Raw genomic sequence first — 25,315 nt, 5'->3', positions numbered from 1 at the left:
CTCAGCTGCGACGTCGCGACAGTTCGTGGTCGAGCTCGCGATCGAAGCTGCGCACCGCGAGATTGACTTCGCGCCACAACGAATAACTTGCGCCAAGCAGGAAGCTCACGCCGAGTACCGCCAGCAGTGTCGGCAGCATGCCCAGGCGGAAGCCGAGGCCCGCATCCATGGCCAGCGTCAGGCTGGTGCCGACGAAGCAGGCCAGTGCGATGTAGAGCAGCTGGCAGGCGCGCAGCACGAGGTGCGCACGCTGGCGATGGCGGGCGATCTGCAGGTCGCGCTCCACGCGGTCGGGCGCTTCCGCTTCCCAGGTGACGATCAGCGAGCGCAGGCGATCGACCACGCGCGCGAGCCGGGTGTTGGCGGCCGCGAGCAATCCGGCGGTGGCGGTCAGGAAGAACGCCGGCGCCAGCATTGCGGTCAGGATGACGTAATGGATGGAGTTCGGGTTCGAGAGCATCGGGCCGGGTTCTTCAGGTGGCTGGGCTATCATGCGACGTCCCGACGGAATGCGCGAGCCCATGAGCGAAGATCAGATGGAACAGCGATTGATCTGGATCGACCTCGAGATGACCGGGCTCGATACCATGAACGATTCCATCCTCGAAATCGCCACGGTGGTCACCGACGCGCAATTGAACGTGCTCGCCGAAGGGTCGGAGTTCGCGATCGCGCATCCGCTGGCGACGCTGGAAGCGATGGACGAATGGAATCGCACCCAGCACGGCAAGTCCGGTTTGTGGCGACGCGTGCTGGAGGAGGGCGTGTCGATGGCGGAAGCCGAAGCGAAGACGCTGGAATTCCTGCGCGCCTGGGTACCGGCGAAGGCTTCGCCGATGTGCGGCAATTCGATTTGCCAGGATCGCCGCTTCCTGCATCGCCAGATGCCGGAACTCGAACGCTGGTTCCACTATCGCAATCTCGACGTCAGCACCGTGAAGGAGTTGGCGCGACGCTGGGCGCCGCAGGTGCTTGCCGGATTCAACAAGGAAAGCGCGCATACCGCGCTCAGCGATGTCCGCGACTCGATCGCGGAGTTGCGCCATTACCGCACGGCGATGGGCGCGTTCGCGGCGCAGTAAATCTTCGGCGTCGGCCGGGCCTAGAGCACCGGCGCCATCATCGCGACCGTGTTCTGCACCAGCCGCTGGTGGAGCGGCCATGCACGCACTTCATCCAGCGTCACCGGGCGTGACGCCGCGAGATAGCCCGATTGCCGCGCATGGATCGCGGCGACGACATCGGCATCGGCGATCAGCATGTTGTTCTCGAAATTGAGCTCGAGACTGCGGCGGTCCATGTTGGCCGAACCGACCAGCGCCAGCTGGCCATCGAGCGTCAACGACTTGCTGTGCAACAGGCCCAACGGATATTCGTGTACGGCGACGCCGCAGGCCAGCAGGTCGGCATAGGTGCTGCGGCAGGCATTGCCGACCAGCCACGAATCGTTTTTCGCGGGGAAGATGATCGTGGCCTTCACTCCGCGACGTGGTGCTGCGCACAGCGCGCGCAGGATCGCTTCGTCGGGCATGAAGTAGGGCGTGGTGATCAGTAATTCGCGCCGCGCGGCGTACATGCAGGCCGCGAACATGTCCGACATTGCGTTGTGGCGCGTGATCGGCCCGGTCTCGAACACCTGCGCGATCACGTTTTCATCGAAGCGAGTCGGCACCGGTTGCGCGACCGGCAAGCCTTCCAGTCCAGGTTCGCCGGCTTCGGCGATCCAGCCGCTGAGGAACAGCGATTGCTGCTGGCGCACGATCGGCCCTTCGCAACGCAGCAGCATGTCGATCCACGGCGCGAACTGCGGCTTCACCTCGAATTCCGGATCGGCGCAATTCTGGCTGCCGCAATAGGCGATACGGTTGTCGATCACCACGATCTTGCGGTGATCGCGCAGATCCGCGCGGCTGAAGGCGAAGTGGCGCCAGCGCGCGATGTCGTTGAGCGTCTTCAGCAGCTTGACACCGGCATCGCGCAGCTGCCTCCAGCGCGGCCCCTGGGTGAACGCGCGCGAGCCCAGCGCATCGACCATCACCCGGCATTGCACGCCGCGTCTTGCGGCGGCGGATACGGCGTCGGCGACGCGGCCGCCGGCATCGTCATCCAGCCAGATGTAGAAGGCGATGTGGACGTGTTCCCGTGCCTGTTCGATGTCGGCGATCAGGGTGTCGATCGCGGCGCGGCAATCGAGCTTGGGTTGATCGATCGGTGCGTTGGGATGGCCGAGCAGGGCGATGCGATTGCCGGCAACGGGACGGAAACCGTTGATCGAATGGCAGAGATCGAACAGTGCGTTGATGCGCGGCGGGACATCGACGACTGCAGTGTCGTCATTCTTGGGCGCTTCCAGCAGGCGCTCGGTGCGACGCAAACGTTCCATGCGGGCATGGCCGATGCTGGTTTCGCCCAGCAGCAGATAGGCGATCACGCCCAGCGCCGGCACCGACAGGATCACCGCGACCCACGCCACCCGCGAGGCGGGTGTGCGGTTGGGCCGGGTGAGGGCGCGCGCAACCACCAGCAGGTGCGCGACGAAGATGGCGATGGACCAGATCCAGCCGGCAAGGTCGTGCCGTTGGAGCAGGTGCAGCCACATGGGCGATCAGCCGGCCTTCGACTTCGCCAGCGCCAGCCAGGTGTCGACCACGGTGTCGGGGTTGAGCGAGACCGATTCGATCCCCTGTTCCATCAGCCACTGGGCGAGGTCCGGGTGGTCGCTCGGGCCTTGGCCGCAGATGCCGACGTACTTGCCCTTGGCGCGTGCCGCCTGGATCGCCATCGACAGCATCTTCTTCACCGCCGGATCGCGTTCGTCGAACAGGTTGGCGACGATCGAGGAGTCGCGGTCGAGGCCGAGCGTGAGCTGGGTCATGTCGTTCGAACCGATCGAGAAGCCGTCGAAGATATCGAGGAATTCGTCGGCCAGCAGCGCGTTCGACGGGACTTCGCACATCATGATGATCTTCAACCCGTTCTCGCCCTGCTTGAGGCCGTTGCGAGCGAGGACTTCGATCACCTGACGTCCCTCGTCCAGCGTGCGCACGAACGGGATCATCACCCACAGGTTGTCGAGGCCCATCTCCTCGCGCACGCGCTTCACCGCGCGGCATTCCAGCGCGAAGGCATCGGCGAAATCCTTGGAGACATAACGCGAGGCGCCGCGGAAACCGATCATCGGGTTTTCTTCGTGCGGTTCGTACTTGCCGCCGCCGATCAGGTTGGCGTACTCGTTCGACTTGAAGTCGGACAGGCGCACGATGACCGGGTTCGGCGCGACCGAAGCGGTGATGGTGGCGATGCCTTCGGCCAGGCGGTCGACGTAGAAATCGACCGGCGAGGCGTAGCCGGCCATGCGCGCGTCGATCTTCTTCCTGGTCTCGGCATCCTGTCCGGCGTAGTCGAGCAGCGCCTTCGGATGCACGCCGATGTGGCTGGCGATGATCATTTCCAGGCGCGCCAGGCCGATGCCGGCGTTCGGCAACTGGCCGAAGTCGAAGGCGCGTTCCGGGTTCGCCACGTTCATCATGATCTTCATCGGCGCCGGCGGCATGTTGCCGAGATCGGTCGTGGTGCGTTCGAAGGGCAGGTTGCCTTCGTAGATGTAGCCGGTGTCGCCTTCGGCGCAGCTCACCGTCACCTGCTGGCCATCGGCGATGGTGTCGAGCGCGTTGCCGGTGCCGACGACCGCTGGCACGCCGAGTTCGCGGGCGATGATCGCGGCGTGGCAGGTACGACCGCCACGGTTGGTGACGATCGCCGACGCGCGCTTCATGATCGGTTCCCAGTCGGGATCGGTCATGTCGGCGACGAGCACGTCACCCGGCTGCACGTTGTTCATGTCTTCGAGGCGACGCACCACGCGTGCGGTGCCGGCGCCGATCTTCTGGCCGATCGCACGGCCTTCGCACAGCACCGGGCCGCGCTGGCCCAGCGTGTAGCGTTCGATCTGGGTCGCCTTCGCGCGCGACTTCACCGTTTCCGGGCGCGCCTGCAGGATGTAGAGCTTGCCGGTGTTGCCGTCCTTGCCCCATTCGATGTCCATCGGGCGGCCGTAGTGCTGCTCGATCACCAGCGCCTGCTTGGACAGCTCGGCGACATCGGCGTCGGTGATGGAGAACTTCGAACGCAGTTCCGCCGGCGTGTCCTCGGTGCGCACGCGCTCGCCGGGCGTGTCGGAATAGACCATGCGCAACTGCTTGCTGCCGAGCGCGCGACGCAGGATCGCAGGCTTGCCGGCCTTGAGCGTCGGCTTGTAGACGTAGAACTCGTCCGGATTGACCGCGCCTTGCACCACCATCTCGCCGAGGCCGTAGCTCGAGGTGACAAAGACCACGTCGCGGAAACCGGATTCGGTGTCGAGGGTGAACAGCACGCCGGAGGCGCCGACGTCGGAGCGCACCATCTGCTGGATGCCGGCGGAGAGGAACACGTCCTCGTGCGCGAAGCCGTGGTGGACGCGATAGGCGATCGCGCGGTCGTTGTAGAGCGACGCGAACACTTCCTTGACCTTGTGCACGACGTCATCGGCGCCGGTCACGTTGAGGAAGGTTTCCTGCTGGCCGGCGAAGGAAGCGTCGGGCAGGTCTTCGGCCGTTGCGGAGGAGCGCACGGCGACGGCGAGGTCGTTCGTGCCGGCGTCCTTGCTCATCTGCGCATAGGCGGTGCGGATGTCGGCTTCGAGGTCGGGCTGCAACGGGGCGTCGATCACCCAGCCGCGGATCTCGGCGCCGGCGGCGGTGAGGGCGGGGACGTTGTCGACGTCGACCGTCTTCAGCTTGTCGTAGATGCGCGCGTGCAGGTCGTTGTGGGCGATGAAGGCCTTGAACGCATCGGCGGTGGTGGCGAAACCGCCCGGCACCGACACGCCGAGGCCAGCCAGCTGGCCGATCATTTCGCCGAGCGAGGAGTTCTTGCCGCCCACCTGGGCGAGGTCGGACAGGCGCAGGTCTTTCAGCCAGAGGATATTTTTGCTGAAAGCGGGGGCGGGGGCAGTCAAGGGAAGGCTCCGGACGGGGATTTGAGGGTGCCGATCGGCAATCCGGTTATTTTAGCAATCGTTTTCATAAACGGCCTGCCCCATGTCCGAGATCCGACCGGTCTTCTACGTTTCCGATGGCACCGGCATCACCGCCGAAACCATCGGCCACAGCCTGCTGACCCAGTTCAATGAAAGCGATTTCCATACCGATCGCCTGCCGTTCGTCGACACCCCGGACAAGGCCCGCGAAGCCGCGAACACCATCCGCGCGGCGGGGGAGCAGGCCGGCGTGCGCCCGATCGTGGTGAATTCCTGCGTCGACATCGAGCTCAGCGCCATCCTGGCCACCAGCGGCGCGTTGATGCTGGACGTGTTCGCGCCCTTCATCGAGCCGCTGGAGCAGGAGCTGGGCCGCAAGCGCCAGCCGCGCGTCGGCAAGGCCCACGGCATCGTCGATTTCGACCAGTACCACCGCCGCATCAACGCGATGAATTACGCGCTCACCCACGACGACGGCATGCGCGTGGACTACAGCGATGCCGACGTGATCCTGGTCGGGGTGTCGCGCGCCGGCAAGACGCCGACCTGCGTCTATCTCGCGCTCCACCACGGCTTGCGCGCGGCCAACTATCCGCTGACCGACGAGGATCTCGAGACCGATCGCCTGCCGCCGCGCCTGCGCCAGTACCGCAACAAATTGTTCGGCCTGACCATCGACCCCGACCGCCTGCACCAGATCCGCCAGGAGCGCCGGCCCAACTCGCGCTATGCCGAACTGGAGACCTGCAAGCGCGAGGTGGCGGCCGCGGATGTGATCTTCCGCACGGAACATATTCCGGTGCTGTCCACGACTCACGCATCCATCGAGGAAATCTCCAGCCGGGTGCTGGAAACGCTGGGCATCAACCGCGAGATGTACTAAGGTCGGGGCATGGCACTGGCCCATGCGCCCGCAGTCCGCATTCCCCACATCAGCCGCTTCGGGCTGCTGATGGGCCTGTATGCGGAGAACCACGGCAAGCTCACCCGCCTGCTGGCGCCGGCGCGCCTGCCGACGGGTAGTTACCTGTCGCATGGCGACGACGGCCTCGACCTGCGCCTCGATATCCTCGAACAGCATCGCTACACCACCGAATTGCGCTTGACCTATACCGTGATCGATCCGGTCACCGGCGAGCCCGATCCCTCGGCCTTCGTGCGCCTGTATCGCGATGCCCGCCAGGCTGAAGCAACCCATTGCCATGTCGGTCGGCGCTGGCAGGACGTGGTGGGGATGTATCCGCCGCCGCGCGCGATCATCGATCACCGCCTGCGCATGAACATCTTCCTCGGCAAATGGCTGGACCTGCTGGCCATCCGCGGCCATGGCCACGCGACCCTGAAACACATCGACGTCGAATCGGTTGCCGAAGAGGCTTGACGGATTAATTTGACCCCTTATACTGGCGAGCTTCCCTCTGTGGGGCCATAGCTCAGCTGGGAGAGCGCCTGCATGGCATGCAGGAGGTCGGCGGTTCGATCCCGCCTGGCTCCACCAACATCGATCGCAACAGGCCAGTGATCGGTGTCGAAAGGGAAAGCGTCAAACACGTCCCCATCGTCTAGAGGCCTAGGACATTACCCTTTCACGGTAGCGACCGGGGTTCGAATCCCCGTGGGGACGCCAATATAAAGCGGGGCCGGAGGAAACTCCGGCCTTTCTTTTTGAGGCAAGGCGGTAGTGCACGGCGAGCTCGCTTCCATCGAGCACAACTTTCGCCAGCAGACCCTGAAAAACAGCGCGCATGGCCTCCGGATCGGAGGCTTCGATTTCCGTCGCGCGCTCGACCAGCAGTCGACGGACCTCGATCTCTGAGATCCGCGACAGGGCAGATCGTTCGGCTGCTTCCTGCTCGGCTTCAGCGAGTGCGCGCACTAGGCGCTGGCGCTCTTGCTCGATCACTTCCAGTTTTCGCAGGATCGGCTCAGGCGCTGTCGTCTGCTCGAGCAAGGCCATAAGCCTGGAGCTGCGAGCCTCGGCGTCGTCGACGGCTTTCCGCAGCGCAGGCGCGTCCGTGGCGACCGTCTGCTTGCGTGCGGCTTCGGTGACGGCCCGGACGAACTCCGGGGTCTGGATGTCGCGCAGCACATGCGCCGCGACGGCGTTGTCGACGGTGGTCGCGAGGATCTGGCGCCCCTTGACCCGGTAGCTGCCGCGGTCGCCCCAGAAGGAAGTCCCGTCGGGGGTGACAAGCAGACCTGAAAGCAGGTAGCCGGCGCCGCGCTCACGGTTGTTCCGCGGCGACCAGCTTTCCAGCCTGGTCAGGATGGCCTCAGCCTCTTCGTCGGTGATCAGGGCAGGGTGCGTGTCACGCTGGATGATCCACTCGCTGCGCGGTCGACGCTTCCGGCCGCTTCCGGCCTCCGCATGCACGTTCCAGACGGTATGACCGGCATAGGTCAGGGCGTTCCACTCGATGCCCGTGATGCTCGACTTGCTCAGCCCGGTGGTCGGTGCATCAGGAACCTTGGCGCCTGCGGCGCGCGCTCGGAGGAATGCCTGCACCAGTGGCGCATTGGGGCCGGGGACCAGCCGCGACTTGCGCACTGGTTGGCCATCGCGCGTTGCTCCGGTGTCCTGGTATTCCAGCACGTAGCCGAAGGGTGCCCGGCCGCCGGCGCGGAACCCCTGACGCACGTTCTCCCGCATGCCGGCCAAACCCTTCTGGCGGCTGGTCAGGCTGTGCCACTCGTCCATCGCCTGCAGGATGGACTTCAGCAGCATCTCGGTGATCGGATCGGTTTCCGGAAGCGATTTGTAGATCAACCGGACATTGAAGCGCTCGCACTCGCGCTCGAACATCATGGCGAGATGCCGGCGGCGGGCAACGCGCGACGTGTCCAGCACCAGCAAGGTGTCCCAGCCGCGCTTCGGGTTCCGGACCGCTGTGATCAGGTCGCGGAAGCCGGGCCGGTCATCGTCCTTTCCGGACTCGACCGCATCCGCGAACTCAGTGACTACACGTTCATGCCGCGTCTTTGCGAGGGTCTGCAGTTCTCGACGCTGGGCGTCGATACTGACGTCGTGTCTGTCCTTGCTTGACCTCAGGTATACCGCCGCACGCATCGTTCACCGCCTCGCTGATTCCAATTAAGCCTAGCACCGCACCCGCTTCGTCCTTGTCCGGGGTGCCTACGGACCTGACGATGAGCGTCAGCTTGGCCTTGCGATCGCTCACACCACCCCCACGAACTTGGCGACCGCCTCATCGAGTCGCATGCTTCCGCATTCCGGATGCAGAGCGCGCACGGCCAGAACCAACGCCCTCACGTCCTCGGAGACGACGGGCGGAGCGGTGAATAGGAGGGTGACGTTATTCGGCCATACGCCGCTTTGCTGGCAGCTTCGGAAGTGAGTGCTGCATTCCGCGTCGCTATATTTTTGACCAGCTTTGATCGTCTCTGGATTATTGGAGCGCCACGCCACCACCTCCTCAGCAGCAGGAGTGGCGGGAGGGGCGGCTAGCGCATTGAAGTGTTCGAGGCGTAGCGTCCACCACGTGCCGCTGTCATCTTCGTCACGCGCAGCACCAGCAGCTTCCGCACGTGCAACCAGCGACCATGCTGCATTGTCGTTCCACGCCACTGGCTCCCCAGTCGTCTTGATGCGCTGCTCGATCCAATCCAAGCGCCCGCCAATACGACAGCCGGCGTCGGTGTGTTCGCCCGGGACGGTATGCGGAACACCCATCGCATCAAGCCGGTCGTGGACGTAGGTTTTGAACTTGGCGGCATCAGAGACGGCGGCCGGGGCGGTGTAGAGGATTGCGCCGACAGGCGGATTAATGGTCCTTTCCGGGTTAATCCAAGCGGGCTGACCATCGCTACCAACGAACGCCACCGCCTCCCCAGCCGGACGGGATGCGTCATGCTTGAGCGCCGCGAGATAGGCAGGGAATGTTTGCCTGTTCGGTCCACGCTCGGTTGAATACGCTGTGTAACCAGATGCTTCCTGCGCCGCGTCGATTTCCGCCCACAGGCGAGTGTTCACCGCCTCCAAGTCGTCAGCCGGACGGGATGCGAGGGAGGCAGCGATGACGCGGATTACAGGTTCGTCATCGAACTTGCCGTTGAGGATGGCGTCGCGGATTTCTCCGGTATATTCCGCAGCCAGCAATTCCCGTGCCCGCTGTTTAAGATCATCCACGGCTCTCTCCTTTCAGTTCGGCGATGCGGTCATCGATGCGCTTCCAGATGAACGAATCGACGTGTTCGACCAGGTTCTCCAAAAACGCCAGCTCGTCGGACTTCGCGGCTTGCCATGCGCTCCATGCCGATTGCGTTATCTCTTCCAAATAGAGATCGTTTGTTGCGCGATATGTCGGAAGGTCGAAAGCTTCTGCGTACTTCTCAAACCCCTCGCGCGTCGTGTCGGTGGTCATGCGGTTGTCCTGATCGTTAGGGTTTGGCCTTCGAGATGTAACGGCCACTGACGCGGCTCGATTGCATCTGAAAGCCATGGGAATCGTTGATGCATGCCAGCACGTAGCCTGTAGCTGTTGGCATGGCTAAAGTGACCGTTGTAGCTGGCGTTCTTGCTGCGGATCATGCGCAGGTCAGCGGGCGTCGCGACCAGGTGCCGACCACGAACGTGCGACTGTCCCCATTCGGCGTAGGCAGCCCGGGCATGCGAGATCACCCGCCGGCGGACGCGAGTGTGCGTCGGGTAGAGGACATATCCGAGGAAGTCCAAGCCGTCCGTCAGCTTGCGCAGCCGGATGTCAGCCTTCAGCGATAGCCCAAGCTTCTCGCCGAGGAACTTCTCGATCTCGACCAGCCAGCGCTCAAGCTGAGCGCGGTCATGGTGGAACAGCACGAAGTCATCGACGTAGCGCAGGTAGCGCTTCACGACAAGGACATGCTTCACAAACTGGTCGAACTCGTTCATGAAGACGTTGGCGAGGAACTGTGATGGCAGATTGCCAATCGGAAGGCCACAGCCTGGCTTGGCGTTCTTCAACTGCTTATGCGGCGGTACCAGTGCGCGCTGGGCGGCAGTCGATCGATAGGTGACGCCAGACTCCACGGCAGAACGTCGGAGCAGGGCATGCATCACGCGCTGAGCCTGTTCAGGCACGCCATCGCGTACCATGCCGCGCTTCAGGATCGCCCACATCAGCTTTCGCGGTATTGAGTAGAAGAAGTTCGCGATGTCGAGTTGCAGATACCAGCCGCCGCCCTGGCCGCTGTGAACCTGCCGCATGAATTGCTGGGCGCGCCTCACTGCGGCATGACTGCCCTTGCCAGCGCGGTTGGCGAACGAATCCTCAATGAAGACGCGATCGAATCCCGGCTCGATCTTGGCAACCGCCCAGTGATGCACCGTGCGATCGGCGAAATCGGGCGCATGGATCTCACGCGCCTTGGGCCGTGTTGCCACGAAGCAGGTGTAGGGAGATGGCTCCCACGTTCCATCGGTTATCCGGCGTTCGAGGTCGAGCAGGCCATCTGCCCACCGTTCCTCGAACACCAACTTGTTCATGCTCGGCTTCTTCCCGCGCCGCGCGTCCTTGTACGCATTGTAAAGCTCATGGAACAGCGTCTTGCATTCCGCACCCTGACACTCACGGGCGACGCGAACCGCACGCGCGAGGCAGCGGTTGTTGTCGTTGTTGTTGTTGACGTTGCCGTTATCGAAGCCGACCACGACGCGACCGCCCTCGTACCAGGCAGCCTTATCCCGATGCTCTTGTGACCCGCGCGAACATCCGTTCTGGTAGCGCGCGCTCGTCATGAATTGGCCCTCGCAGGGGCGGCATCGGTACTCAGTGTTCGGCCACGCTCCGCGACGGCGCGGCGGCCTTGCGGATTCTGGGCACTGGGGTGCTTTTGCTGCTGCGCCATGCGCCAGCCGTGCGCCTGCCTGCCGATTTCACCGGCTTGAACGTACAGGTGGCGGAACTGGCCGGGCGTGTTGAACGCCCGAATATCCTGAGCGAGTTGCATATCGGCCTTGAGCTGGTCGATTTCCTGCTCAAGCCGATTGAGCCATTGCGCCTGACGATCAGGGTTGTCCTTATCCGTCCAGGCGCGATTGACCGTTCGCTGGACTACCTTCACCTGCTCGCGCAGTTCGGTGCCGCTCTGGTAGCGATGGAAGCGCGGAAAGCCTCGAACGGCATTCTCGATCTCCCAGCGCAACCTGCGGACGTCCTGCGCGATCTTTGGGGTTTGGTAGCCCATCGAACTTATGCCAAGTTCAAATCACTGACGGGCGACGCGAACCGCACGCGCGAGGCAGCGGCCGCCGCCGTCGCTGTCGTAGACGAGGCCGTAAACGAAGCCGACCACGACGCGACCGCCCTCGAGGCGCTTCGTCTTCGTCCAGTGGTAGCCAGGCTTGATGCTTTCGTCGCGTGAGTAGGCGCCGTGCTGGTTCTTGTAGTCGTAGCTGATCTCGTCGATGAGATCGTGAGCTTCCTCCATATCCCAATCGGGCCCTAGCGCGGCAAGTTCCTTTTCCGCCTGCGCTGGCGTGATTTCCTTGCCATCGCCTAGATAGCGGGATTCCTTCGGCTTCTTCGCGGCGGCGAGAATTTCCGGAAGCGAAAGCAGCCTGAATCCAGGAATGGCGCCTGATTCCGGTGCGTGGAGATGGATGTTCTTGACGTTGATGGTGATTGGCGTTCCCATTTCGATTTCTCCTGTCGGGGATGGTTATTTCAGTGAAGAGTTGCGGGGGCTGCGACGTTGGCGCGAATAAGCGCGGCGAGTGGCGGTGGACTGACGCTGTTGCCGACCATGCGAACGGCATGCGTGTTGGAGATCCGACGGCCATCGGCGGTGCGATCGATGATGTAGTCGTGAGGGAAGCCTTGGGCGCGGAACAGTTCCACCGGTTTTAGCATCCGCAACTTGATGTCGACGATGACGTAGGGCGCGCCGCGCACGTACACGGTCACCAGCGCCAGACGGTCACGCGTCGTCACGGTGTCGAGCGGATCGTGCAGGCTGAGCGCGTCACCATTCCCGTAGTAACTGATCAGGAAAGCGGCGACGCGAAGTGCGCCGGCTTCTTGCTCAGGCGAAAGCTGAGCGAGGTCGGCGGATACAAGGCGCTGCATGCTGCCCTGCGCGCAAATCGTCGGATTCGGTTCGCGCAAGTCTTTTCCGGCGCCGGTGTAGTAACCGCCGCAGGCTTGCTCGAGGAACGCCGAAACCAGCGCATGCTTCACTCCCCCGGCGACGATGGTGCCTAACGGGGCCTTGATGTCGAGCGAACGAGGCGACTGCCCCGCGCGTTCGCCGTAGCCGGTCTGGACGAGCGTGGGCGCCACCATCGCAAAATGCCCGCCCTTCACCCCGGCGCATTGCGTTCGCAGCGGTTCCATCGCCGACCAGGTGCGGCCACCATTGCCGGCATTGGCGAACTCGGTCAGGAAGAATGGCTCTTTCGCCTGCAGGACATGCTTCACGACGCCCTTGGCAATGCGGCGCAGTGTCGCTGGTGCGAGCGGACGAGGGCGATCGAAGATGGACCGGCCGAGATCGGAGAAGTCGATGCTCTCGGCGGCACTGACCGGAGACTCACGATGTGTCGGCTCCGGCCAAACAATCGGCTGTCCATCGCGGCGAGCAATCAGGAACAAGCGCTCGCGGCTGGTGCCGGCACCGAAGTCACTGGCGACCAGCTTCCGCCATTCGACCACGTAGCCGAACGCACGCAGCGCTTCGACGAACTGGTTCCACATCCGGCCGGCATGCCGCTTGTCCGGGACGAGTTGCTGATTCTGGACCGGGACGCGCTCGCCCTTGGCTGCTACGGTGCCGTCCATCTTGATGACGCGGCCGGTGGCCTTATCGCGCTTTGCGATCAGCGGGCCCCACGTCAGGATTTGCCGCACGTTCTCCATGGAGATGCAGCGCGGGGCGGTGTTCGTTCCGTTGAGCTCATCCGCGCGCAGAAGCTTGCCAACCCACTTGAGCACCACCCACGACAGAGCGCGGATCTTTCCGTTGCGCGGCTGCCCGCCCTTGGCTTGACTGAAATGGGTGCAGTCCGGGCTGGCATGGAACCAGCCGACTGGACTGCCGGCGACGTCCACACGAGGATCGGCGTGCCAGATGTCCTCACGGTGGTGCGACGTCATGGGGTGGTTCGCGGCGTGCATGCCGATCGCCCACTCGTCGTGGTTGTACGCAAGCGCTGGCTCGATACCGAGACCTTCCTTCATCGCCTCCGACGCGCCGCCACCTCCGGCGAACAGGTCAACGCCGATTTCGTCTGGCAAGAGCGCACTGACGAGTTTCCGCCTCGGCAGGTTGAACAGGTCGCGGGATCCATCAGCCATTTATCGTGTCTCTTGAATAGGTGCCGGTGCTGCGACCCCTCCGGCCGGGTTTCCAACCCGCCGAACGAATGAACACGTTCGGCGACGCGCGCAGCTCGCGCGGCTCCTTGGGTTATGCAGCTTTCGTCATCGTTTGGGCGTGGCTGATCACATCAACCAGTCGCGAGCAGATTTCATTGAAGTCTTTTTCGAAATAGAGCTTTGCCGGACCAGCTGAATCGACTGGGCGGAATCCAAGTTGTGCCAATCCTTCGGCAGTGATCGACAACGGGGCAATACGCGCGTTGATATCGCCAAGCTTGATGCGCGTACCCGGTCGATCCGCCGAGCCCGGGGTTGATGGGCGCGCAGTCATCGGCTGCGCAATGGTGGACACTACGGCGGCGGGCGTGGTGTCCTTCGGGGCGGCCTGCTCGGCCACTGCATCCTGTTGTTCGCGCTGGATGCGCTCAGCTTCTTCCTTCCGGATGTGCTCGCGTTCGGCTTCCAGTCGCGCGGCTTCGCGCTGATCATGCTCGCTGATGCGCGCCGCAACCATGTTCTTCAGGTCTTCAGGCTGCTTCGTAGCGCACAACTGGACTCGGTCGGCGAACAGCGAAGCATGGTCCGGAGACTCGGCCAGAATCGCCATGTTCGCGCGGACGCGCTCGGCCTGCTGGCTTGCCTCGATCTTCTGGGCGGCGACCGCGGCATCGACAGCGTCGCGCATGCTGGCGATCGACTTCTTGCCCTTGATGACCGCGCCGATGTTCATCTGCAAGGTCTGCGGCGGCTGGAAGGCGTGGGCGCCCAGCGTGGCGTTGATCGCGTCGTAGTGTGCGCGCACCGCGGCGGCACCGGTGGAGACGATCTCGGCTCGGATCGATTCCTTGCGGGCCTTGACCAGCTTGTCGAGGTCAAGGCGCTTCGCACGCGCTTCGGCGCTGATCGCGTCGATGGTTCGGAACAGCTCATCGATGCTCTGCGTCTGGCTGAGCGCGTGCTGCTTCGCCGCCTTCAGCTGGTCCTCGATGTCGCCGCACCACTTGACGGTCTTCTCGGCGTCGGCGAAGTCCTGATCCGTCTGCAGATCGGTGTTGATTCCCTGGAATACGGCGATGGCCGCGTCCTTCCATTCGGCGAGGTTCGAGGCCGTGACCATGCCGGTAACCTCGACGCGCAGTGCCGGAAGCTGGTCAGGCGTGCGACCGGTCGGGGCCGGCAACACTTCGGGCTCGGGTTGAAACGCAGCGACATCCGCGTCGAACTGTGCCCAGGCGGAACGGAGTGTCACGATGTCATCGGCGACGTCTGACCGCAGGATGCACATATGGACGGTGCCTTCTCGCGCGCCATCTCCGACGAAGTAGTAGCAGCGCTGAGCAGCGTCGCACACGGCGAACTGCTGGACGATCTGCCACCTATCCGATGCCGGAATGATTCCGGACCGAACCGACTCCATCTTCTCGGCGTTCGACTGCTTCGCCTCGAAGATAACGTCCTCGGCCATCGTCACGCCATCGAAGCTGGCGCCGAGATAACCATCATCGCTGACTGCAGTGACCGGGTAGAGCTCTTCGCCGATCTTTTCTTCGGCCAGCAGACGCAGTGCCGGCTCGACTTCATGACCGCGATCGAGGATGCGCTTCTGGACGTAGTCGCTGAATTCGCGCTCAAGGCCGACAGCTTGAAGCCTGACGAATTCGCGGCGTGAGAGGTTCGAGGATTCCGCCATCATCACGGATGCATCGCTGGCGTTGCGGGTCGTGCGGCGATGGGCCAGCCATTCGGCGCTGCCTTGCTGCAGGTCGATGATCTTCATGCCTGATCCCCCGTTCCGGTCTTGCTCCAATCGATCTCGTCCTCAACCTCAGGAGATCCATCGACGGCGAACGGCGCACGAATCGCGGCAAGCTGCTCGTCGGTGAACGTTGCCTTCGACTGCAGCGTGGCGATCAACTGATCGGCGGACTTTTTTCCGCTGGCGATCAGGTCGCGCCACGTCGGCAGGTTCTTATCGAAGTCGGTTTGCGAATAGGCTGGCTTCTCAGCCCGCGCCTGCTGCACTACTACCGCTTCGCCATCGATGATCGACTTGCCTTCCATTTCCTCGGCGGTGGGCTGAGATCCGATTTCCGGGAACGCCATGCGAAGCGCCTGGGCCTGAGCACACTTCGCGATCTGTCCGCGCACGCGCTTCGACCACATCGCGTTCGGCGATTGATCCTTTTCCTTGCCGCCCTTGATCGCATAGTTCTCAATCCAGTATTCGACGGCGGTGAACTCGGCGATGTGGCCGTTGGCCAGCTGGCGGTATGCAGTGACACGGCACCATTCGGGGAACGTCACATCGACGGAACCGATCTTCTCAGTGACCATTGGCCCGAACACTGGCTCGCTCATGCCGGCGAACTGGCCGCTGCGAGACGCCTGCACGCGGTACAGGCCGATTCCGGGCATCACCACGTCGCGCATGGTGCGGCTGTTGCCATCCCACATCGGGACGATATGCACGGGCTTCTGCATCGGGTCCAGACCGGCGGCGGTGCAGTAGTCCAGAACCAGACTGATGCTGTTGTCCGATGCGCCCGGATAGATGCTCGACTTCAGCGCCGACCAGATCGCGGCCTGATGCTCGGTGATGGTCAGTGCGTTGTTGTTGCGCGGGATGGTGGCGACGGCGTTCATGGAATTCCTTGGGTCGGATAGCTCGCGCATCTCGCGCGGATCAGGTAAAGACAAAGTTCAAATCACTCACGGGCGACGCGAACCGCACGCGCGAGGCAGCGGAAGTAGCCGAAGTTGCTGCCGACGCCGCCGTAATCGAAGCCGACCACGACGCGACCGCCCTCGTACCAGGGCGTGACTTCATTGGTCCAATACCAATCGGGTTCGATGCTTTCGTCATAGCTGTAGGCACCCTTCGCGTTCTTATGCGTCAGAGGGCTGCGCAGGGCGAAGAGTTGGTGCGGACTTTCCTGCACCCACACGAAACCATCCTCGACGGTTTTGTTCAGATCAGCGGTTTCTTCCAGCATCTGCGCCTGGTAGATGCGTTTGCCGTTGCCGAGCATGCGGACTTCGACTGCCGGCGCGCTGGCGATGGTGATCTGCGGGATGACGATTGCGGGTGCTTCATGAGTGACTGCATTCATTTGAATTGCTCCTGCTGATGATTTGGAAATAGGCCCGGTTGCCGTCCGGGGTCACACTGGGGAGGGAGTCAGGTGACGGCTTTCGCGCGAGGGGAGCGCACGTTTTCAGAAATGGGTGGCGATGCGGCTTGAATCGATGACGCTGGCGCGTTTCAGGTGGTACATGGCAATGCGCATGTGATTCGACATCGGCGCGAAATAGTGCTTGGCCAGAACCGATGCGCCGCGGCGGGCGTAGTAGCGACCCCATGCCTGGTCACGTTGCGGAGAGTGCTGAGGACGATTCATCACGCAGCCCTCGGACCATTCGGATCGGGCTGCGGAGAACGAGGGGCGCGCGTCATTGCGGCATGACGAATCTGGCCGGCAGCGACATTCGGAGACAATCCTTCGCGCATTGCATCGGCGACCTTGTGAACGGCCTGTTGCTGTGACAAACCGATGCGCTTTCCATCATCGCGCGCAGACTGAAAAGCACGAATTCCGATTACTTCGCACATACAACGTCTCCGTAGATACGGGTGAAAGCCGAACGCTCACGCTCGCTGAGGTCTTTGAAGTCGATCCGGAAACCTTCCGCAGCCATCTGTTTTGACTGGTCGGCGTATTCCATGCACTTCGGGCAACGGCCATCCATGAACAAGGCCGATTTGCAGATCGGGCAGGTCATGCCGCCACCGCCAGAAGTTCGCGGTAGGCGCGCACCACGCGGAAGTCGGATTCAGCATCGATCAGGCGATGCAGCGGGTGCGGTTCACCACGCACACCGCGCAGGTAGAGGAAGCGGTTGTTCTTGATCCGGTCGCGGATGATCTCGTCGGAGACGACATAGGTCACGATTGAGCTGATGCCAAGGCGGGCGAAATCTTCGCGCTCGACCACGCGGCGAGTCAGCTCGGCACGATCAGCCCGAGCAGCCTTCAAGAGATCCTTGCGGCGCATCCGGCGGTTCGCGGCATCGTGCTTGGTGCGATAGATCGGGGTATCGAAGCCCTTGGGCTTGGCGACCGGAGCCGGCGTTGCGGCTTCCATCGCGCGGCGCTCGACAGCCTCGTCGGCATTGAGCGGACGTGCTTCATATGTCATGTAGGCGGCGCGGGCCTTGCGGCACCAGGCGCGATACGCGCTGCTGGCTGCCTTGTATTCGCGCTTCGTCATCCTTCTCTCCCATCCCCGGGGTGGCCGGGCATGGGTAGAAAATGGCATTAAATTACCAGTTAAGCAAGCACTAAATTACCAGCAATGCTCTAAAATGTGACATGAATCGCATTATTTTACGGACTGGTCAATGTTGGAATCTCGGGTTTTGGTTTCCTCGGATTGAGTCGTTCTTGGAGAATCTTCAATTTTGTCCACTGGTACAGCAGCATCCAAAGGTTTGGCGGAAGCTGCTTCAATATTCATATCTTTGTTCCCAGATGGAACAGCAATTGAATCATCAATGGCACTCATTGGAATCCAAAATTGAGATGCTTGACCCCTCCGCCGAACCAATACGATTTCTCCAAATTCTGAATCTTCCTGATCAGAAGAAAAAACTTGGTCGTACTTGTCATATAGGGCGCATTCTCCTGTGGCAATACCTCCTACCAAAGTGTTTCCAAATGCTTCTTTGTCTTCTTGCGCCGCAAATGTCCTTATTCGTTTTAGAACCTCTTTATCCCTACATCCAAACGCCTTACCTGAAATCGTATGAACCTCTCCTACACCATATTTAAATTTTGGTACAACGGGATCTGACTTGGAGTTTTCTATGTGATTACTTGTGTCTTCCTTTTTTTCATCTTGTGAATTCGATAGCCAGCCTATTCCAGCGACACCAAACACAAGAACAAGAAATGCTCCTCCAACCACCTCAATCAAGCTCATCTTTTTTCTTTGTGCTTTTCTAGGTTGTCCGCATTTTGGACACGCCGAAGCTTCTGACGACATTAGTTCGCCGCATGTTAGACATTTCACCAACCTAGCGCTCATGTTCTCATTTCCCTAGTGAGCCGGAAGTGCATCCGGTGAATCGCACCCGTTCATTGCAGCATCAAGATAGCCAAGCATTCGGTCGTGAAGGTCATCCAGTTGCGGATCAGTCAGATCGGATAAGTAACCAGCACCCTTGGTATCCAAGAAGTGTGCGATGGCAGAATGCCAGCCATAAGTTTGTGCAATACGAAAAATTGCTCTTGATTTAACTGATCTTGGGGACGGATCAACTAAGGGCGCTTCATGGTATTTGCCAAGCTGGTAATCACCCCATGCGCGCATAGAGCTCGATTCAACGCTTTCCACTGGCCGCGCGTCGGCCATGATTTGACGAAGTCGGGTGATTCTCTCGGCTGACACTGGCATTTTTCGCTCCCTGGCTGGCTGCATCACTGACGATTGGGCGCAGTAGGTCAACCACTTCAGCGTAGGGCATGCCTTGCATGATGCAGTCATACGAGATGGCAGCAGCCTCCCAGTACCGCACGCGAGGCAATGCCAAACCCTTCAGGGCGTCTTCCAATGCGTCCACAGCCATCATCAGGTGTTCGCCGCTCGTTTCCTGAGATTGAGTTGTGACGTTTGTCTCATTAGGAGGCAGGAGCAATTGCCACGGCTGGCGCCGAAAATAGCTGGCCACAGCACTGATGCTTTCAAGAGTGGGATTGCCATTCCCGGCCTTCAGAATCCCAAGCGTTTTGTCCCCAATCCCAATTTTCGCCGCAATTTCAGGGCGGGGAGGGCGATCCGGGATCGTCCGAAGCAAGGCATCCACATGGGATGCAAGGATTTTGGCGGCTGGTAGCATCATACCAATGTGCCGCACCAGACTGGCAATGTAGTGCTTGACAACTGGTAATTTATGACCAGAATGTTGAGGCAATGGACACCATTACCCTCATTCGATCGCGCCTCAATGCTCTCAAGGGGCAATGGCCCGATATCTGTGCCGTCACGGGACTCCGATATGACTGGCTGACACGGTTTGCCCAGGGGCGAATTAAGGAGCCCGGTCATTCCAAGACAGAAACACTTTTGAAGGAACTTGATCGTCGCGAGGACCGCGAGGAGATCAAGCATGCAGCCTGAGTACAAGGTTCGGATTGTTGCTGATGCTTCTTCCTTGGAATCAGCCTTTGAAGGCATCTCGAATGCGCCTATCGAAGTCCTCGATCGATTTATTAGCGGCATCAAGTCCCTTGACGAGCTCATCCGCATTGATCGCGATGATCTGACCACAACTGCTGCAAACGAGCTTCGGATTCGTCTTAAGCCTTCCGATCGATTCATTGAATTTCTCGCCACATTGCGGGCAGGGAATTGAGATGAGCTTGCTGTCGAAATCCACGGTCATGTCGGTCTCCGGTAGTGATTGGGTCGGGGGACATCAATCCTACCGGCAGACCGGCTCCATGCAGCGGAGGGGCTATGCGACCTGATTCCGCCAGGTATTCGGAAACCGTGGCCAAGGCAGCGGCCTTCATTGAGGCGACTGTCCTCACTCTTTCAGCAGATCCATCAGGTGCTGCATTTGGCCGTCTCGGGCTTTACGGACCTTCGCAAGCAGGGGAGGCGGAATGCCGCGATCCATCGCGAAATCCGACAACTCAAGATCGCCAGCACCTTTCTGCAGGTCGCGCATCGCGCGAAGCAGGAAATCGGGGTCCTCAGCCGTCATGAACAAGGCGCTGACAGCCGTCATCAGTGCAGCGTGCTGGCCAGTAAGCAGGGCTAGTCGTTCTTCATCCATGTCGGTCTCCAAGGGTAGGGAAACCCGACTCTACCTGTGCAGGGCTGCTTTCTCGAAGCACCTGCAGGGACTGCGATTGATCCATGGGCCGTCCTCGGCTGGCCCCCAGGTGTCTGATCTTCAAACCGTGATCGGTTCTCTTCGCAGAGAACACGTTCCCGCAGATCCAAACCAGCACCACCACGTTCTTCCCTGAATCCATGAGCCCGATTCCTCCAATGGGATTGGGGTCATTTCGCTCGATAACCGTTGATCAACGCACGTCAATTCTCATGATGCAGATTGCTCTACGACTTCCCGTGGACCTTGCCGACATCGATCGGCAACCATCGTGGGGCTCTGTCCTCACATACTGCGCAAGCAAATCCGGCAAGCGGGACAAGACCCTAGCCTCCGATATGGAGATGCAGGAAGCCGTATGGTCCCGCTGCAAATCCGATCAGAACGCCCCTAATGGCGAGCAGCTTGTGCGTCTGATGGACAGCGCCGGCAATTTGGCGCCGCTGTATTGGCTCATGCTTCGCGCAGGTCTCGATCCTGGAAGCGTTCGCCCCCTGGAATCCGAAACGGAACGCGCCTTGCGTGAAGCCAAGGAAGCTTTGGATCAGGAACGCCTCAAGGTTCGTGTTCTCACGGAAGCATTGCATGGGAGGCCACTCCCATGACAACGCCATATCTCGGGCTTCGCGAGCATGGCCCCGAATACATCGCCTACCGAATCCTGAAGCGCGCCAAGGAAAATGGCCGCGGTGTTGTGATGGTGTTCTGGTCTCCGAATGATTCGATCCGGATCATCCAGCCATCATCATTTCGCGCCTATGTTGGCTCCCAGTACGAACTGAGCGAAGACCACCTGATCGGCACCTATAACCGCGATGCGCAGCTAGAGCACATCGAGGACGATCTGATCGCCGCCATGCAGGAACGGTCAAGGAGGGCGGCATGAGCCGGGCATCCGAAGCCGCCATCATCCGCATGCGCCAATACCTGGCTGATCCGGCTACGCAGGAAACCGAGGAAGAGGAGCGCGAATTCCGCGTCTCCAAGGCCCGCGTAATGCATGAGGCCGAACTCAGGCGTCACCCACCATCGCTGCAGCTTGATCTACAGGAGGCTGCCTGATGGCCGCTGAGCATTGGTTCCGTTGGCACCATGGGACAGTTTCCGATCCCAAGTGGCGAGTCGTGGCCGCGAGAGCATGTCACGCAATGTCACGCAATGTCACGATTGCAGAATGTGTCGCTGTTTGGGCGGCGATGTTGGAGTGCGCGTCACAGGCGAGTCCTCGGGGATCTCTGGAAAGTTGGGACGATGAAGATGTGGCTGCAGGCCTTGGTCTTGATCATGCTGTCGTGACTGCAATTCGTGAGGCGATGGAAGGGAAAGTTCTCTCCGGAAACGAGATAAGTGCTTGGATTACAAGGCAACCTAAGCGGGAAGATAACAGCGCATCGGATCGCAAAAGGGCTCAGCGTGACCGTCAAAAAGAATGCGTGACTAAAAGTGACAAAGATTCATGTCACTCAATGTCACGCAATGTCACGACAGAGACAGAGACAGAGACAGAGACAGAGAAGAAAGAAAAGCAGGCAAGGTCATCGGCTGCGCCGAATGACGCCTCGCCGACTTCGGTCGTTGACCTGAAAGCCGAGCGATCCGAACGGCTGGCGCAGGTCGCAGACGATGCGATCCGGACGTTCAACGCATCCAAGCTGACAAAGGCCAATGGCGGACTGATCCCGAACATCAGCGCGACTATCGGTCGAGAAAAACGCCGGACGCAGGTTTCGCGCTGCATCCGGACTGCTCGTGAAATCTGCCTCGAGATGCTCGGGTCGCAAACCATTACCCCGGAGTTCTGGGAAGCCTACTGGACCGAGGTGCTGCGTGATGACCATGCGGCTGGGCGTAGTGGCGGTGGCAAGGATCACCCGAACTGGGTTCCTGATTTCGAGTACCTGACGCGGGAAAGCACGATGCTGAAGATCTACGATCGCGCGGCCAGCGAGGATGCTGCGTGATGGCCGACGGACGCACCGAACACCTGCGAATCCCGCCCCAGTCGGTTGAGGCTGAGCAGTCCGTCATTGGCGGCGTGATGCTGGTCCCCGAGCGTCTGGATGATGTCCGGGAGATACTGAGGGTCGAGGACTTCTACCGCCGCGATCACCAGACGATTTACCGCGCCATCTGCGAATTGTCGGAGAAGGACAAGCCATTCGATGCAGTGACCTTGGGCGAATGGTTCGAACGCCACGGCATGGGCGAATTGGTCGCCGGTGGCGCGTATCTGATCGAACTGGCCAGCAATACCCCGAGCGCCGCGAACATCGTGGCCTATTCGGAAATCGTCCGGGACAAGGCCGTGCTCCGGCAGGTTATCGCCGCTGCATCGGAAACGATCGATGCAGCTTGGCAGCCCGGACCATTCACCTCCGGCATGCAGATCGCCGCCGAGGGGCAGATCCGCCTGGCTGCGATCGAGGCGCCGGAAAAGGGCGGTCCCGTTCTGGCATCGACCAAGCTGGGCGAACTCATCGATGACATGGAGGAATCGAGGTCGCGTGGCACCACGCTCACCGGCCTTCCAACGCCTTGGAACGAGGTCAACGAGCGCACCGGTGGATTGCAGGACGGTGAACTGATCATCGTTGCAGGCAGGCCTAGCATGGGCAAATCGGTCGTCGGCCTGCAGATCGCCATGATGAACGCCCTCCGCGGAAAGCGCGTTGGGTTCTTCTCGGTCGAGATGAGCATGAAGCAGTGCAACCAACGCATGCTGGCCTGTCTTGGGGAAGTCCCGCATGGCTGGGTTCGGACGCCGGTCGATGGTCCGGATTCGGACGAATACTGGACCAAGGTCACCATGGCCATGGGGCAGCTGAAAAACATGCCCCTCTACATCGATGAGACCGCTGGCATTCATCGGACCATCTTCCGGTCCCGGGCACGCAAGCTGCATCGAAAGCACAAGCTCGATCTGCTTGTCTTGGACCACCTGCATGACATGGAGGTCAACCCAGAGCACAAGGTCCACGAATATGGCCAGAACGCCCAGATGGGCAAGGCACTGGGCAAGGAACTCGGGATACCGGTCGTCATGCTGGCCCAGCTCAACCGTGCGCTCTCCACTCGTGCGGACAAGCGCCCGGTGATGTCGGACCTCCGTGAGTCGGGCGAGATCGAACAGAAAGCCGACCTGATCATCTTCGTGCACCGTGAGGACTACTACGACACCCCGAAACACAAGACGCATCTGCAGGGCGTTGTGGAGCTCAGCATTGGTAAGGGGCGAGACATCCGGAGTGGGGGAGATCCCATCCTCCTCAAGAATCGTTATGACCAGATGCGACTGGAAGATTGGACGGATGACTATCCCAGCCTCGATTCTCCGATTTCGACAACCTCGCGCAGCCCCGGCGGATTCCGTGGCCGCTCCCGCAAGGATCTGGCAGCAGGAGATCGCGAGTGACGGCCCTGGCCAAGCCCAAGAAACGCACCAAGCGCGCCCAGCGCCCCATCTATTTCACTGTTCGCAAGCTCGTTGACCCAGAAACAGGGGAATCACTCGGATGCCTTGTCCCGGATCATCCCGTCGATCGGCGTCTCATGCGAGATCGCGGGTTCCATGTGAACCGGGAGATCCGCGCCCAACTCGAGGAGCCCCGGAACGGCCAGTTCCACCGATTGGCCCATGCGATCGGGGCACTCGTCGCGGACAACGTCGAGAAGTTCCAAGGGAAGGACAGCCATGAGGTCCTGAAGAAGCTCCAAGAGGAGTCCGGGGTCTGCTGTGACGTCGAGAAGTTCGTCATCGACCTTGGCCAGTACGGGCGCCATGAGGTCGATCGACTGGTCCCGCGCTCCATTGCCTTCGACCAGATGAAGGAAGACCAGTTCCGCCAGTTCTTCGACGGAATCACCGCTTGGGTTGGGGAGCATTACGCCCACGTCATGCTGGACGATATTCGGGCCGAGTTCTGGCTGATGGTCAATGGGGAGCAGGCATGACCTTCCGCCGCGCCATCGGAAACCCCACCAAGGCGCAGCAGGCCTATCAGGACCAAGCCCGCACCCTGGGCTGTATCGCCTGCAAGGTCAGGAAGAACCGGAAGCAACCCGGACCGACCGAGATTCACCACAGGACCATCGGAGACCTGCATGGCCAGAAACAGCTTGGCCACGACAAGGTCATTGCCCTGTGCTCATGGCATCACCGCGGCGAATTGATCGGGACCATGTCCTCAGATGCCATGCGGGATCGATTTGGACCAAGCCTTGCTCGGCACAAGCGCGATTTCATGGAATGGGTTCAAGACGTCACCGGTGAGCGATCAACGAGTGGTCTGCAGGCCATTCAGGACGGACTGATCGCCTTGTCTCAGAACAACACCTTAACAACACACGACATTGGGAGGGGATTGAATGCCTGACTATCGCCGCTTGCTCGCGAAGCTCAATCCACGGGCCGTCAATTTCCTTGGCGCCGGTGGTGGCGCTCCCGAGCACACTACCGATGACCTCAATGGAGCATTGGGAATGGTTTCTGATGGGCTAGGGCGCCAACTGCTTGAGGCGTGCTGGGTTCTCGGCCCGGGCCATTACCCAACATTGCTCATGGACACGATGAAGGACATGGTCCACAAGGAATGGACGAGTCGACGCATCGCCGATGAGGTCGCCCGCCTATCTCTTCACATTGCCGAGGAGGACTTGGCGTTTCGACGAAATCCGACCCACGATCAAAAGATGCAGGTCACCCGCCTTAAGCTCGAAGCGGAAGGAGCAAAACTCAGGGCATGGCCGTATAACCCGGAAGTGCATGTGCAGATCCGTAGGGCAGTGCTGGATGAGATCCGCGGACAGAACCATTGCGAGACCTGCCAGGGCCGCGAGAGCGTCTGGGACGGTGATCTGTCAGTGACCTGCCCAGAGTGCAATGGGCGTGGGTTCGTGGCGTTGTCTGGCCGGAAGCGAGCCGAGATGATTGGCCTATCAGAAGGGGCGATCAGAAACACTCACCAATGGGTTGATCTCTACGAATGGCTTCTTGGCCGCTGTCGGCAGGCGGAAAGGTATGCCGGTGAGCAGTTCGAGAGAAGCCTCGGAATTGGGCTCGATAAGGCTGCGTAGTACCGCATAC

Annotated in this window: 32 protein-coding genes, 2 tRNA genes and 1 pseudogene; 17 read left to right on the top strand and 18 right to left on the bottom strand. The window is 61.1% G+C overall.

The window, feature by feature from the left end:
- Position 1 precedes the first annotated feature (1 nt).
- Entirely contained in the window at positions 2-460 is a 459-nt protein-coding gene (locus ABE093_RS01815) for a DUF2721 domain-containing protein (RefSeq protein ID WP_430759153.1), read from the bottom strand.
- Positions 461-521: 61 nt separating this feature from the next.
- Between ABE093_RS01815 and orn the strand changes: the two genes are divergently transcribed.
- Positions 522-1,082 carry an oligoribonuclease gene (gene orn / locus ABE093_RS01810; protein ID WP_430759152.1) on the top strand — a complete coding sequence of 187 codons (561 nt, stop codon included), beginning with the start codon at positions 522-524 and terminating at the stop codon, positions 1,080-1,082.
- A gap of 20 nt (positions 1,083-1,102) precedes the next feature.
- Here the strand turns inward: orn and cls are convergent, their stop codons facing one another.
- Together cls and ppsA are read right to left on the bottom strand one after the other, a co-directional pair.
- Positions 1,103-2,599: a cardiolipin synthase gene (gene cls / locus ABE093_RS01805; RefSeq protein WP_430759151.1), complete on the bottom strand. Its 1,497-nt coding sequence runs from the start codon at positions 2,597-2,599 to the stop codon at positions 1,103-1,105.
- 6 nt (positions 2,600-2,605) lie between these two features.
- On the bottom strand, positions 2,606-4,999 hold the full coding sequence (gene ppsA, locus ABE093_RS01800) for a phosphoenolpyruvate synthase (protein WP_430759150.1): 2,394 nt from the start codon (positions 4,997-4,999) through the stop codon (positions 2,606-2,608).
- 82 nt (positions 5,000-5,081) lie between these two features.
- Between ppsA and ppsR the strand changes: the two genes are divergently transcribed.
- The 6 genes from ppsR (at position 5,082) to ABE093_RS01770 (ending at position 7,223) form a co-directional block, all read left to right on the top strand.
- On the top strand, positions 5,082-5,903 hold the full coding sequence (ppsR, locus tag ABE093_RS01795; protein ID WP_430759149.1) for a posphoenolpyruvate synthetase regulatory kinase/phosphorylase PpsR: 822 nt from the start codon (positions 5,082-5,084) through the stop codon (positions 5,901-5,903).
- A gap of 9 nt (positions 5,904-5,912) precedes the next feature.
- Positions 5,913-6,401, top strand: a complete 489-nt coding sequence (locus ABE093_RS01790) for a DUF1249 domain-containing protein (RefSeq protein WP_430759148.1) — start codon at positions 5,913-5,915, stop codon at positions 6,399-6,401.
- A 41-nt stretch (positions 6,402-6,442) separates the two neighbouring features.
- A tRNA-Ala gene (locus ABE093_RS01785) sits at positions 6,443-6,518 on the top strand.
- A 53-nt stretch (positions 6,519-6,571) separates the two neighbouring features.
- Positions 6,572-6,647, top strand: a tRNA-Glu gene (locus ABE093_RS01780).
- Positions 6,648-6,701: 54 nt separating this feature from the next.
- Positions 6,702-6,836, top strand: coding sequence for a hypothetical protein (locus ABE093_RS01775; RefSeq protein WP_430759147.1), 135 nt, complete (start codon positions 6,702-6,704; stop codon positions 6,834-6,836).
- Between the two features lie 75 nt (positions 6,837-6,911).
- Positions 6,912-7,223, top strand: coding sequence for a hypothetical protein (locus ABE093_RS01770; protein WP_430759146.1), 312 nt, complete (start codon positions 6,912-6,914; stop codon positions 7,221-7,223).
- Positions 7,224-7,283: 60 nt separating this feature from the next.
- On the opposite strand, the pseudogene ABE093_RS01765 reads toward ABE093_RS01770, so the two are convergent.
- From ABE093_RS01765 to ABE093_RS01700, 14 genes and pseudogenes are all read right to left on the bottom strand, one after another.
- A pseudogene (locus tag ABE093_RS01765) lies at positions 7,284-8,087 on the bottom strand (recombinase family protein); the annotation flags it as partial.
- 108 nt (positions 8,088-8,195) lie between these two features.
- A complete protein-coding gene (locus ABE093_RS01760) occupies positions 8,196-9,167 on the bottom strand; it encodes a hypothetical protein (RefSeq protein WP_430759145.1) in 972 nt (323 codons plus the stop codon).
- Complete coding sequence (locus ABE093_RS01755) at positions 9,160-9,402, bottom strand: hypothetical protein (protein WP_430759144.1); 243 nt, start codon at positions 9,400-9,402, stop codon at positions 9,160-9,162. The genes ABE093_RS01760 and ABE093_RS01755 overlap by 8 nt, the downstream gene beginning before the upstream one ends.
- Positions 9,399-10,754 carry a reverse transcriptase domain-containing protein gene (locus tag ABE093_RS01750; protein WP_430759143.1) on the bottom strand — a complete coding sequence of 452 codons (1,356 nt, stop codon included), beginning with the start codon at positions 10,752-10,754 and terminating at the stop codon, positions 9,399-9,401. Before ABE093_RS01750 ends, ABE093_RS01755 begins: the two co-directional genes overlap by 4 nt.
- A complete protein-coding gene (locus tag ABE093_RS01745; protein WP_430759142.1) occupies positions 10,751-11,203 on the bottom strand; it encodes a four helix bundle protein in 453 nt (150 codons plus the stop codon). Before ABE093_RS01745 ends, ABE093_RS01750 begins: the two co-directional genes overlap by 4 nt.
- A gap of 21 nt (positions 11,204-11,224) precedes the next feature.
- The gene (locus ABE093_RS01740; RefSeq protein ID WP_430759141.1) at positions 11,225-11,653 is read right to left on the bottom strand and encodes a hypothetical protein; all 429 of its coding nucleotides are present in this window, start codon (positions 11,651-11,653) and stop codon (positions 11,225-11,227) included.
- A gap of 29 nt (positions 11,654-11,682) precedes the next feature.
- The gene (locus tag ABE093_RS01735; protein WP_430759140.1) at positions 11,683-13,311 is read right to left on the bottom strand and encodes a DNA cytosine methyltransferase; all 1,629 of its coding nucleotides are present in this window, start codon (positions 13,309-13,311) and stop codon (positions 11,683-11,685) included.
- A 112-nt stretch (positions 13,312-13,423) separates the two neighbouring features.
- A complete protein-coding gene (locus ABE093_RS01730) occupies positions 13,424-15,112 on the bottom strand; it encodes a YqaJ viral recombinase family protein (RefSeq protein WP_430759139.1) in 1,689 nt (562 codons plus the stop codon).
- The gene (bet, locus tag ABE093_RS01725) at positions 15,109-15,978 is read right to left on the bottom strand and encodes a phage recombination protein Bet (protein WP_430759138.1); all 870 of its coding nucleotides are present in this window, start codon (positions 15,976-15,978) and stop codon (positions 15,109-15,111) included. The genes ABE093_RS01730 and bet overlap by 4 nt, the downstream gene beginning before the upstream one ends.
- A gap of 62 nt (positions 15,979-16,040) precedes the next feature.
- The gene (locus ABE093_RS01720) at positions 16,041-16,445 is read right to left on the bottom strand and encodes a hypothetical protein (RefSeq protein WP_430759137.1); all 405 of its coding nucleotides are present in this window, start codon (positions 16,443-16,445) and stop codon (positions 16,041-16,043) included.
- Between the two features lie 105 nt (positions 16,446-16,550).
- Positions 16,551-16,733 carry a hypothetical protein gene (locus ABE093_RS01715; RefSeq protein WP_430759136.1) on the bottom strand — a complete coding sequence of 61 codons (183 nt, stop codon included), beginning with the start codon at positions 16,731-16,733 and terminating at the stop codon, positions 16,551-16,553.
- A gap of 378 nt (positions 16,734-17,111) precedes the next feature.
- The gene (locus ABE093_RS01710; RefSeq protein ID WP_430759135.1) at positions 17,112-17,603 is read right to left on the bottom strand and encodes a hypothetical protein; all 492 of its coding nucleotides are present in this window, start codon (positions 17,601-17,603) and stop codon (positions 17,112-17,114) included.
- Positions 17,604-17,714: 111 nt separating this feature from the next.
- Positions 17,715-18,314, bottom strand: coding sequence for a hypothetical protein (locus ABE093_RS01705; RefSeq protein ID WP_430759134.1), 600 nt, complete (start codon positions 18,312-18,314; stop codon positions 17,715-17,717).
- A 400-nt stretch (positions 18,315-18,714) separates the two neighbouring features.
- Positions 18,715-19,305 (bottom strand): hypothetical protein, encoded by a 591-nt coding sequence (locus tag ABE093_RS01700; protein ID WP_430759133.1) that lies wholly within the window; start codon positions 19,303-19,305, stop codon positions 18,715-18,717.
- Between ABE093_RS01700 and ABE093_RS01695 the strand changes: the two genes are divergently transcribed.
- On the top strand, positions 19,305-19,511 hold the full coding sequence (locus ABE093_RS01695) for a hypothetical protein (RefSeq protein WP_430759132.1): 207 nt from the start codon (positions 19,305-19,307) through the stop codon (positions 19,509-19,511). The two genes, ABE093_RS01700 and ABE093_RS01695, sit on opposite strands and share 1 nt — an antisense overlap.
- Complete coding sequence (locus ABE093_RS01690; RefSeq protein ID WP_430759131.1) at positions 19,501-19,746, top strand: hypothetical protein; 246 nt, start codon at positions 19,501-19,503, stop codon at positions 19,744-19,746. The genes ABE093_RS01695 and ABE093_RS01690 overlap by 11 nt, the downstream gene beginning before the upstream one ends.
- Positions 19,747-19,920: 174 nt before the next feature.
- On the opposite strand, the gene ABE093_RS01685 is transcribed toward ABE093_RS01690, so the two are convergent.
- On the bottom strand, positions 19,921-20,172 hold the full coding sequence (locus ABE093_RS01685) for a hypothetical protein (protein WP_430759130.1): 252 nt from the start codon (positions 20,170-20,172) through the stop codon (positions 19,921-19,923).
- 272 nt (positions 20,173-20,444) lie between these two features.
- Between ABE093_RS01685 and ABE093_RS01680 the strand changes: the two genes are divergently transcribed.
- The 8 genes from ABE093_RS01680 to ABE093_RS01645 all read left to right on the top strand — a co-directional run bounded on the left by ABE093_RS01680 (position 20,445) and on the right by ABE093_RS01645 (position 25,305).
- Positions 20,445-20,837, top strand: a complete 393-nt coding sequence (locus ABE093_RS01680) for a hypothetical protein (protein WP_430759129.1) — start codon at positions 20,445-20,447, stop codon at positions 20,835-20,837.
- A complete protein-coding gene (locus tag ABE093_RS01675) occupies positions 20,834-21,118 on the top strand; it encodes a hypothetical protein (protein WP_430759128.1) in 285 nt (94 codons plus the stop codon). The genes ABE093_RS01680 and ABE093_RS01675 overlap by 4 nt, the downstream gene beginning before the upstream one ends.
- Positions 21,115-21,294, top strand: coding sequence for a hypothetical protein (locus ABE093_RS01670; RefSeq protein WP_430759127.1), 180 nt, complete (start codon positions 21,115-21,117; stop codon positions 21,292-21,294). The genes ABE093_RS01675 and ABE093_RS01670 overlap by 4 nt, the downstream gene beginning before the upstream one ends.
- A gap of 86 nt (positions 21,295-21,380) precedes the next feature.
- Complete coding sequence (locus tag ABE093_RS01665; protein ID WP_430759126.1) at positions 21,381-22,193, top strand: hypothetical protein; 813 nt, start codon at positions 21,381-21,383, stop codon at positions 22,191-22,193.
- Complete coding sequence (locus tag ABE093_RS01660; protein ID WP_430759125.1) at positions 22,193-23,644, top strand: replicative DNA helicase; 1,452 nt, start codon at positions 22,193-22,195, stop codon at positions 23,642-23,644. The genes ABE093_RS01665 and ABE093_RS01660 overlap by 1 nt, the downstream gene beginning before the upstream one ends.
- Positions 23,641-24,183 carry a hypothetical protein gene (locus ABE093_RS01655; RefSeq protein WP_430759124.1) on the top strand — a complete coding sequence of 181 codons (543 nt, stop codon included), beginning with the start codon at positions 23,641-23,643 and terminating at the stop codon, positions 24,181-24,183. The genes ABE093_RS01660 and ABE093_RS01655 overlap by 4 nt, the downstream gene beginning before the upstream one ends.
- Positions 24,180-24,605, top strand: coding sequence for a Ref family recombination enhancement nuclease (locus ABE093_RS01650; RefSeq protein ID WP_430759123.1), 426 nt, complete (start codon positions 24,180-24,182; stop codon positions 24,603-24,605). Before ABE093_RS01655 ends, ABE093_RS01650 begins: the two co-directional genes overlap by 4 nt.
- Positions 24,598-25,305: a hypothetical protein gene (locus ABE093_RS01645; RefSeq protein WP_430759122.1), complete on the top strand. Its 708-nt coding sequence runs from the start codon at positions 24,598-24,600 to the stop codon at positions 25,303-25,305. Before ABE093_RS01650 ends, ABE093_RS01645 begins: the two co-directional genes overlap by 8 nt.
- Positions 25,306-25,315 lie beyond the last annotated feature (10 nt).

The organism is Solilutibacter silvestris (genome assembly GCF_050574925.1).
Lineage (GTDB): Bacteria > Pseudomonadota > Gammaproteobacteria > Xanthomonadales > Xanthomonadaceae > Solilutibacter > Solilutibacter silvestris_A.
The sequence above is the reverse complement of the archived record's forward strand: the minus strand, read 5'-3'. Positions and strand labels throughout refer to the sequence as shown.

What these genes read in the sequence shown, in the direction of transcription:
- ABE093_RS01815 (WP_430759153.1), bottom strand. Translation starts at nt 460, where the DNA reads ATGCTCTCGAACCCGAACTCCATCCATTACGTCATCCTGACCGCAATG.
- orn (WP_430759152.1), top strand. Translation starts at nt 522, where the DNA reads ATGAGCGAAGATCAGATGGAACAGCGATTGATCTGGATCGACCTCGAG.
- cls (WP_430759151.1), bottom strand. Translation starts at nt 2,599, where the DNA reads ATGTGGCTGCACCTGCTCCAACGGCACGACCTTGCCGGCTGGATCTGG.
- ppsR (WP_430759149.1), top strand. Translation starts at nt 5,082, where the DNA reads ATGTCCGAGATCCGACCGGTCTTCTACGTTTCCGATGGCACCGGCATC.
- ABE093_RS01790 (WP_430759148.1), top strand. Translation starts at nt 5,913, where the DNA reads ATGGCACTGGCCCATGCGCCCGCAGTCCGCATTCCCCACATCAGCCGC.
- ABE093_RS01755 (WP_430759144.1), bottom strand. Translation starts at nt 9,402, where the DNA reads ATGACCACCGACACGACGCGCGAGGGGTTTGAGAAGTACGCAGAAGCT.
- ABE093_RS01750 (WP_430759143.1), bottom strand. Translation starts at nt 10,754, where the DNA reads ATGACGAGCGCGCGCTACCAGAACGGATGTTCGCGCGGGTCACAAGAG.
- ABE093_RS01745 (WP_430759142.1), bottom strand. Translation starts at nt 11,203, where the DNA reads ATGGGCTACCAAACCCCAAAGATCGCGCAGGACGTCCGCAGGTTGCGC.
- ABE093_RS01740 (WP_430759141.1), bottom strand. Translation starts at nt 11,653, where the DNA reads ATGGGAACGCCAATCACCATCAACGTCAAGAACATCCATCTCCACGCA.
- ABE093_RS01735 (WP_430759140.1), bottom strand. Translation starts at nt 13,311, where the DNA reads ATGGCTGATGGATCCCGCGACCTGTTCAACCTGCCGAGGCGGAAACTC.
- ABE093_RS01730 (WP_430759139.1), bottom strand. Translation starts at nt 15,112, where the DNA reads ATGAAGATCATCGACCTGCAGCAAGGCAGCGCCGAATGGCTGGCCCAT.
- bet (WP_430759138.1), bottom strand. Translation starts at nt 15,978, where the DNA reads ATGAACGCCGTCGCCACCATCCCGCGCAACAACAACGCACTGACCATC.
- ABE093_RS01720 (WP_430759137.1), bottom strand. Translation starts at nt 16,445, where the DNA reads ATGAATGCAGTCACTCATGAAGCACCCGCAATCGTCATCCCGCAGATC.
- ABE093_RS01715 (WP_430759136.1), bottom strand. Translation starts at nt 16,733, where the DNA reads ATGAATCGTCCTCAGCACTCTCCGCAACGTGACCAGGCATGGGGTCGC.
- ABE093_RS01710 (WP_430759135.1), bottom strand. Translation starts at nt 17,603, where the DNA reads ATGACGAAGCGCGAATACAAGGCAGCCAGCAGCGCGTATCGCGCCTGG.
- ABE093_RS01705 (WP_430759134.1), bottom strand. Translation starts at nt 18,314, where the DNA reads ATGAGCTTGATTGAGGTGGTTGGAGGAGCATTTCTTGTTCTTGTGTTT.
- ABE093_RS01695 (WP_430759132.1), top strand. Translation starts at nt 19,305, where the DNA reads ATGGACACCATTACCCTCATTCGATCGCGCCTCAATGCTCTCAAGGGG.
- ABE093_RS01690 (WP_430759131.1), top strand. Translation starts at nt 19,501, where the DNA reads ATGCAGCCTGAGTACAAGGTTCGGATTGTTGCTGATGCTTCTTCCTTG.
- ABE093_RS01685 (WP_430759130.1), bottom strand. Translation starts at nt 20,172, where the DNA reads ATGGATGAAGAACGACTAGCCCTGCTTACTGGCCAGCACGCTGCACTG.
- ABE093_RS01680 (WP_430759129.1), top strand. Translation starts at nt 20,445, where the DNA reads ATGATGCAGATTGCTCTACGACTTCCCGTGGACCTTGCCGACATCGAT.
- ABE093_RS01675 (WP_430759128.1), top strand. Translation starts at nt 20,834, where the DNA reads ATGACAACGCCATATCTCGGGCTTCGCGAGCATGGCCCCGAATACATC.
- ABE093_RS01670 (WP_430759127.1), top strand. Translation starts at nt 21,115, where the DNA reads ATGAGCCGGGCATCCGAAGCCGCCATCATCCGCATGCGCCAATACCTG.
- ABE093_RS01665 (WP_430759126.1), top strand. Translation starts at nt 21,381, where the DNA reads ATGTCACGCAATGTCACGATTGCAGAATGTGTCGCTGTTTGGGCGGCG.
- ABE093_RS01660 (WP_430759125.1), top strand. Translation starts at nt 22,193, where the DNA reads ATGGCCGACGGACGCACCGAACACCTGCGAATCCCGCCCCAGTCGGTT.
- ABE093_RS01650 (WP_430759123.1), top strand. Translation starts at nt 24,180, where the DNA reads ATGACCTTCCGCCGCGCCATCGGAAACCCCACCAAGGCGCAGCAGGCC.
- ABE093_RS01645 (WP_430759122.1), top strand. Translation starts at nt 24,598, where the DNA reads ATGCCTGACTATCGCCGCTTGCTCGCGAAGCTCAATCCACGGGCCGTC.